Origin of the sequence: Edaphobacter sp., assembly GCF_035532915.1 — a bacterium.
Classification (GTDB): domain Bacteria; phylum Acidobacteriota; class Terriglobia; order Terriglobales; family Acidobacteriaceae; genus Edaphobacter.
Genome location: NZ_DATKQC010000459.1, coordinates 1 through 7,401, shown reverse-complemented (window position 1 = coordinate 7,401; position 7,401 = coordinate 1). Strand labels below are relative to the sequence as shown.

Here is a 7,401-nt window from a genome sequence, read left to right as displayed (position 1 = left end):
AATGAATTCGGTGCAGCGTGAGAGCGTCCAAGCTTGACTCCTGTGGTGCGAAGACGAGAGACTCCAGTGCTGCAACTAGTCTCACACTTCTCGGCTGATTGCGACATAGTGATACCTCGGTAAACGGACATCAGTATCGATAAACGGAGATCAAGACCGATCAAGCTAACCAATCAACGGAACCGGCGTTCAAGACATCCGCATGTTTCCAACGCGCTTGGCTTCACTAATTCCGGCATTCCCTCTCAATGAGTGGTAAATCGCCAATGCACTCATCGAATGATGGCTTGAGTAACGCGAAGTTGCCTTCTAGCAAGTAGAAAATGCCGTAGCCCTCCTCGCCTTACCCAATCCCTTGACACCCCCGCTATAATTAACTCAGAAGACAGAGACAAGCCCGGCCCATCGCCGGGACTTTTCATTTAACCCAAGCTAAAATCAAGTACAGACCAGGTACAGACCAAAGTTTGGACTTAGGTTCTTTCTTTTGAAGACTTTAGGACTAAAGTACAGGGGGGAGGGTACCACACCGAAGATGACACAGACCGCAGGCTTCCCCACCACCTTCAACGACTTCCTCGGCAACTCCAGCGCCATCGAGCACCTGCGCACCGCCATCGCCGCCGGTCGCCTGCCGCACTCGCTCATCCTCGCCGGATCCAGCGGAGCCGGAAAATATACCCTCGCCCTCATGCTGACCATGGCGGTCGAGTGCGAGCGTCAGCCCCGCGACCTCTGGTCCAACGGCCAATCCCTCGCCAGCTTCTGCGGAGTCTGCCACAACTGCACCCGCATCGCCTCCGCCGCCAACCTCGAAGAAGAGGTCGACAAGGCCGTAGCCGCCCGCGAAGAACTCCGCGACGCCGACAAAAAAGACACCCGCGTCCTCGTCCAGCCGCACCCCGACGTTCTCATCATCCCGCCCGACCCGCCGCAACTCCTCATCAAACTCGGCCAGGTCCGCACCGTCATCCAGCGCTCGCACTACCTTCCCTCCGAAGCGCCAAAGAAGATCTTCATCCTCACCGCCGCCAGCTTCATGAAAGAAGCGGCCAATTCCCTGCTCAAGGTCCTCGAAGAGCCGCCCGAAACCGTCCACATCATCATCCTGGCCGAAAACCCCGGCGAGTTGCTGCCCACCATTCGCTCCCGCTGCGCCACCGTTCGCCTCGGAGCCTTGCCCGTCGAAGAGATCGAGATGCTGCTCGCCGACCGTCGCCCCGACGTTCCGCCCAAGCAGCGCACTCTCATCGCCCGCCTCGCTCAAGGAGCCGCAGGCAAAGCCCTCGGCTTCGACCTCGCCGCTTACACCGCCGCTCGCGCCGACGCTCTCCTGCTTCTCCGCAACGCCGCCAACGAGCCCGATCACACCGTCCTCTTCAAGATGACCGAGACCTATCGCGCCGGAGCCGAAGGCCAGCAAAAGACCACCGCTCTCCTGCGCTCCCTCGCCCTCCTGCTCGAAGACCTTCTCCTCCTCGGCGCTGGAACACCCGAGCTCATCCGCAACACCGACCTTCGCCCCGAGCTAGACCGCCTCTCGCAGAGCCTCTCCTTCCAGTGGATTGAAGGCGCGGCTCGCGGCCTCGATCAGGTCTACAGCGGTCTCCGCCGCAACCTGCTGCGCTCGCTCTCGCTCGACGCCTTCGCCGGCCAACTCGCCCTCTCCGCCCGATGACACTTCGCCTCCAGCCCACCGAGATCGAGCAAGCCGCAAAGATTCTCCGCGAAGGCGGCACCGTCGCCTTCCCCACCGAAACCGTCTACGGACTCGGAGCCAACGCACTCGACGAAGCTGCCATAGCCAAGATCTTCGCGGCCAAAGCCCGTCCGTCGTGGGACCCTCTGATCGTCCACGTCAGCGACCAAGCAATGCTCGAACAGATAGCATTTACAACAACTAAAGCGGAAAAGCTAATCCAACACTTCTGGCCAGGTCCCCTAACCCTGCTCCTCCCGCGAACCCCAAAAGTCCCCGATGCGATCACCGCTGGAAGGCCGCTGGTCGGCGTCAGAATGCCATCGCACCCGCTGGCCCTCGCCCTCATCCGCGCCGCCGGAGTTCCCATCGCCGCTCCCAGCGCCAACCGCTTCGGCCACACCAGTCCAACCACCGCCGATCACGTCCTCGAAGACCTTGACGGTCGCATCGACGCTGTCCTCGATGGAGGCCCAACAACAGTCGGCGTCGAATCGACCGTCCTCGACCCCAACCAAAACCCGATGCTGATCTATCGTCCCGGAGCCATCACTCCCGAGATGATCGAAGAGATCGCTGGCCCTGTGCGCATCTTCCAACCCATCGCAGCGCCCACAGAAAATCCAGCCAGCCTTCCCTCCCCCGGAGTCGGAATCCGCCACTACGCCCCTCGCGCAAAGCTGATCCTCGTGGCCAGCGAAAAAGAGTTGCACCAGCAGGAAGAACAACTCGCAGGGGAAAAGATCGGAGTCCTGCTGCCGAAAAGCTGGACAGTAAAGCCTTCCACAGAAGTCTTCCCCTGGGCCTCATGGGACGACGGAGAAGCCCTCGCGCAGCGTCTCTTCGCGGGCCTGCGCGACCTCGACATTCGCGGCGTGACCACCATCCTCTGCCCGCTGCCCGAAGCTAGCGGAGTCGGCCTCGCTATCCGCGACCGGCTCGAAAAAGCGGCGCGCACCAAGTAGCTCGTATACTCAACCCATGCAAAGCGCAGAGATCGAACTCAAATTCCCCATCTCCGATCCCGCCGCACTTCAGGCTCGTCTTCCTCAGCTCGACTTCCATCTCGACACGCCGCGCACCTTCGAGCACAACACTCTCTACGACACGCCTGCCCGCGACCTCCGCGCCAAAAAACAACTGCTTCGCATCCGCCAGTATGGCGACCTCTGCACCGTCACCCACAAGCGCCAGCCCGACCAGGCCTCCATCGACACCACCCGCTACAAGATCCGCATCGAGACCGAGACCACCGTCGCCGACGGCCCCGCGCTCTCCGAGATCTTCCAGCAGCTTGGCTACGCCCCCGTCTTCACCTACGAAAAGTTCCGCACCGAGTGGTCCCACGGCACCGAGCGCTCCGCGCACCTCGTCATCGACGAGACGCCCATCGGCAACTACGTCGAGCTTGAGGGCCCACCTGACTGGATCGACCGGACCGTCGCCGAGTTGCAGATCGACCCTGCGACCTGCATCACCGACAGCTACGGCACGCTCTTTCTCAACTGGAAGCAGCGCACCGGAAGCCCCGCCGAGCACCTAACTTTCGTGGCCATTCCCACACCTGTCCTGACCTCCCGCTAAAGCTCTCGCCATCTCTGCCGATACAACCTCTGTATCCCGGAGGTTTCACTTGGCAGTCTCATTCCGTTCTTCCCGTCCCCTTCTCATCGTAGGAAGCCTCTTCCTCTGCGCTGGAGCCGCCTTTGCCGGCAATGTTCATCGAGCCGTCGTCACCCGCGTCTCGCCCAGCTATCCCGAGCTCGCCCGCCGCATGCACGTAGGCGGAACCGTTGTTCTTATGGTCACCGTGCAGCCCGACGGCGCGGTCGCCAAAACCAAGGTCGAATCGGGCCACCCGCTGCTCGCTGCCGCGGCAGAGGATGCCGTCAAGCGGTGGCGCTTCGAGCCCGGCCCCGACACCTCTGAATCCGAAGTCGAAGTCAACTTCAAGAGCGACCTCCAGTAAGCCAAACATCACGGGTGATCACCGCACAGGTAAGGACCATCATGAAACTTGAATCCAAGCTCGGCCTCAGCACCGGCTTTCTCATCATCGCCATGTTCCTCAGCGCCTATACGGCGCATGTCCGTATCGAAGAGGCCAACCACCTCTCCGATGTCGTCACCACCAGTCGTCTCCCCATCATCATGGGCAGCCGGGACGTGGACTCGCACCTCACCCGCACCATCAGCAGCCTCGAGTCCTACATGCTCTTCGGACTCGACCCAGCCACCTCGGCCAGCTTCCGCGAGGCCCGGAAGCAGCAGTTTGAGATGGCAGAAGCAGCCGTCACCAAGCTCAGCCAGGACAGCACCCACTTCGATCTCGGCGCCGACTCGTCGCGACTCGCCATGATGGAGTCGGGGCTGGCCAAGCTCAAGCCACTCGAAGAGAAGGTCGAGGCCCTGAACGAGACCAAGACCTCGCAAGGCACCGCGCAGGCCTATGACACGCTGCAGAACCAGATTCTGCCGCTCGAACGGTCGCTCGTAGCCACCGTCACCGATATGGCCCAGTCGCAGATGTCGCAGACCGACGAAGAGCTCGTCCAGCTGCGTCGCGCCAACCGTTCCACACTGCTTACGCTCTGGCTGGCCACCATCTTCGGCGCAATCGTCGGCGGCCTCCTCTCCGTCTTCCTTGCTCGCCGCATCACCAAAGGCGTTGACCTTGTTGCGGAGCGTGCGAATGCCATTGCCGCCGGAGATCTTACCGGCGAGACGCTGGACCTGAAGAGTCAAGACCAGATCGGCAGCCTTGCCACCGCCATGCAGCAGATGCAGAGCAGCCTCAGCAGCATCATCGGCACGGTCGTGCATACCTCTGGTTCGCTCACCGGCAGCGCAGCTTCCATGCGAACCGCCAGCGATCAGATCCACCGCCGCATCGACCAGCAGAGCCAGCAGACCCAGCAGGCAGCAACGGCGATGCAGGAGATGTCCGCCTCCATCGCTGAGGTCTCGCGGCATACGCAGTCCGCAGCCGAGACGGCGCGCAGCGCAGCCGAAACGGCACGCGACGGCGGCACCATCGTCAAAGAGGTGCTGGGCAACATGCACTCCATCGCGACTGCCGTCCGCGATACCTCATCGACCGTCACCCTGCTCGGCGACGACTCACGACGCATCAGCCAGATCGTCACCGTCATCGACGAGATCGCCCGCAAGACCAACCTGCTCGCCCTCAACGCGGCCATCGAAGCGGCTCGCGCCGGAGACCAGGGCCGTGGCTTCGCCGTCGTCGCCGGAGAGGTCCGTCGCCTCGCCGAAAGCACGGCGCAGGCTACCGGGGAGATTGCCAGCATGATTCAAGGCATTCAGGACCGGACCCGTACCGCGATTGCCAGCATGGAGAGCGGCACGGAGACGGTGCAACAGGGTGTCGTCACTACCACACAGGCTGGTGAGGCGCTCGAAAAGATCATCGGCATGGCAGAACGCGTCGACCGCATGATCGCCCAGATCGCCATCGCCGCCTCGCAACAGGCTGCGGCAGCGGACCAGTCGAGCGCAAGCCTCGACTCGATCCATTCGCTAAGCCACGAGAACCTTACTGAGATGGCAACCACGGCGGCCGGCATCGAATCGCTGCGCAGCACCGCCGCCGCACTCGAGCAGCAGGTCGACCGCTTCCGGCTTCAGTCTCCCGCAGACTCGCGGCTGATGCGAGCGCCTAAGGCCTCCGAGATGCATACCTCGGCAACTTTCCAACCCGCATAACCTATCCCAAACGCTTTGGGGTCCGCTCGATGCGGACCCCATTTTTTTTGCTTTGCGAAAGACTCCACTCTCAAAAAGCAGCCAGCTCTGCCATCGCACGATAGAGGTCATCCGGCTGCGGCAGAATCGCGTATTCAAGCAGCGGCTGGTAGGCCACGAACGTATCCATCGCCGCCAAACGCCGCACGGGAGCATCGAGATCGTGGAACAACTCATCGCCGATCCGTGCGGCAATCTCAGCGCCGTATCCCCAGCTCAACATATCCTCATGCGCCACGATCACGCGATTGGTCTTGCGAACGCTCTCCGCAATCGCCTCCCAGTCATAAGGAGAGAGGCTGCGCAGATCGATCAGTTCCACATCGATGCCCTTCTCCCGATGCAGCTTCTGCGCGGCCTGCAGTGCACGCGGCACCACCGCGCCATAGGTGATCACGGTGAGGTCTTTGCCCGGACGCACGACGTGCGCCTTGCCGAACGGAATGCAATAGTCCGGCCCAGGATAAGCGGCGCGCCCATAGGTCTCGCGGTACAGACGCTTGTGCTCGAGAAACAGTACGGGATCGTCGCAGCGGATCGCCGTCCGCAGCAGCCCCAATGCATCGAGCGCGTTCGATGGCATCACCACGCGCACTCCCGGCGTATGCGTAAAGATGCTCTCGCCCGATTGCGAATGATAGATCGATCCGCCGGTGAGATAGCCGCCGATGGGAACGCGTATCACCAGCGGGGAGCTGAAGGTATCGTTCGAGCGCCAGCGAATCAGCGCCAGCTCATTGCGCATCTGGTGCATCGCCGGCCAGATGTAGTCGAAGAACTGAATCTCGACCACAGGCTTCAGCCCGCGCTCCGCCATGCCGATCGCGCGGCCAACGATGTTGGCCTCGGCCAGCGGCGAGTTCCAAACGCGGTCGCTGCCAAACTCCGTCTGCAACCCTGCGGTGAGCTTGAAGACTCCGCCCTTGCCCTTGATCTTCCCAGCACGCAGCGCTTCATCGCGGCTCGCATCGGCGACGTCTTCGCCGAAGACGACGATGCGCTGATCGCGCCGCATCTCGTCCTTCAGGCAGGTATTGATCAGGTCGGCCATCGTACGCTCGGCCGCATCCGCAGCCGCCACAGTCTTCGAGTCGAAGCGCGCATCCATGGGCTTCAGGTGCTCGGAGTACACATGCTGCGTAATCGAATCAATGGACGGCAGCTTCGCCATGACTGCCTTGTCGGCAGCCCTCTGCACCTCTTCGTCGACCTTGCGTTCGAGTGCGTTGATCTGCTCGGCATCTAGAATTCCCTCGCGCAGCAGCCACACCTGCATCTTCGAGATGGGGTCGCGCAGCGCGTCGGCCTCGACCTCTTCACGTGAGCGGTAGTCCCGCTCGTCCTCGCTCATTGAATGCGAATAGGGCCGAATCACATGACCATGCACCAGCGCCGGACCATGGCCTGCGCGGCAGTATGCTACCGCTTCGGTCATCGCTTTGTAGCTGGCGATTGGGTCAGTCCCGTCGATCTCGGCGAAGTGAAAGTTTGGAAAATTCGCCACCAGACGGGAGATGTTTCCACCGGGTGTATTCACTTCCACCGGCGTGGAGATGGCGTAGCCGTTGTCTTCGATGACAAAGACCACCGGCAGCTTGCCGTTGCTCGCCGTATTGAGAGACTCCCAGAACTCTCCCTGGCTGGTCGATCCCTCGCCGATCGAGACGTACACGACCTCGTCGCCATGAAACTTGACGTCCTTGAACTGGCGATAGTCCCCTTCATGCTTCGTCGCGGATTCAGGGTGCCGCGAGAAATACCTTCCCGCCTCCGCGCACCCGATCGCATGGAGGCACTGGGTCGCCGTCGCGGAAGACGGTGTAACGATGTTCAGCTTTTTGCTGGTCCAGTGCGACGGCATCTGCCGCCCGCCGCTGGCCGGATCATCCGCCGCCCCCACCGACTGCAGCAACTGCTCTTCGACCGTATTGCCCAGCGCA

Annotated in this window: 6 protein-coding genes; 5 read left to right on the top strand and 1 reads right to left on the bottom strand. The window is 61.9% G+C overall.

The genetic code is table 11. From position 1 onward, the window contains the following. Window positions 1–535: 535 nt before the first annotated feature. Genes VMU57_RS21585 through VMU57_RS21565 form a run of 5 tightly spaced genes read left to right on the top strand, consistent with a single transcriptional unit; the run spans window position 536 to window position 5,422 of the window. Window positions 536–1,678, top strand: coding sequence for a DNA polymerase III subunit delta' (locus tag VMU57_RS21585; RefSeq protein WP_325387222.1), 1,143 nt, complete (start codon window positions 536–538; stop codon window positions 1,676–1,678). Next, window positions 1,675–2,664 (top strand): L-threonylcarbamoyladenylate synthase, encoded by a 990-nt coding sequence (locus tag VMU57_RS21580; RefSeq protein WP_325387220.1) that lies wholly within the window; start codon window positions 1,675–1,677, stop codon window positions 2,662–2,664. The genes VMU57_RS21585 and VMU57_RS21580 overlap by 4 nt, the downstream gene beginning before the upstream one ends. A gap of 16 nt (window positions 2,665–2,680) precedes the next feature. Further along, entirely contained in the window at window positions 2,681–3,283 is a 603-nt protein-coding gene (locus tag VMU57_RS21575; protein ID WP_325387218.1) for a class IV adenylate cyclase, read from the top strand. Between the two features lie 49 nt (window positions 3,284–3,332). After that, window positions 3,333–3,668: an energy transducer TonB gene (locus tag VMU57_RS21570; protein ID WP_325387216.1), complete on the top strand. Its 336-nt coding sequence runs from the start codon at window positions 3,333–3,335 to the stop codon at window positions 3,666–3,668. 41 nt (window positions 3,669–3,709) lie between these two features. Continuing rightward, window positions 3,710–5,422, top strand: coding sequence for a methyl-accepting chemotaxis protein (locus VMU57_RS21565; RefSeq protein WP_325387214.1), 1,713 nt, complete (start codon window positions 3,710–3,712; stop codon window positions 5,420–5,422). A 70-nt stretch (window positions 5,423–5,492) separates the two neighbouring features. Here VMU57_RS21565 and VMU57_RS21560 read toward each other — a convergent pair. Further along, window positions 5,493–7,401, bottom strand: a 1,909-nt coding sequence (locus tag VMU57_RS21560) for a dehydrogenase E1 component subunit alpha/beta (RefSeq protein ID WP_325387212.1), incomplete at its 5' end; no start/stop codon positions are given.

Bases quoted from the DNA above. Each gene is read 5' to 3' on its own strand.
- VMU57_RS21585 (WP_325387222.1), top strand. From the start codon at position 536: ATGACACAGACCGCAGGCTTCCCCACCACCTTCAACGACTTCCTCGGC.
- VMU57_RS21575 (WP_325387218.1), top strand. From the start codon at position 2,681: ATGCAAAGCGCAGAGATCGAACTCAAATTCCCCATCTCCGATCCCGCC.
- VMU57_RS21580 (WP_325387220.1), top strand. From the start codon at position 1,675: ATGACACTTCGCCTCCAGCCCACCGAGATCGAGCAAGCCGCAAAGATT.
- VMU57_RS21565 (WP_325387214.1), top strand. From the start codon at position 3,710: ATGAAACTTGAATCCAAGCTCGGCCTCAGCACCGGCTTTCTCATCATC.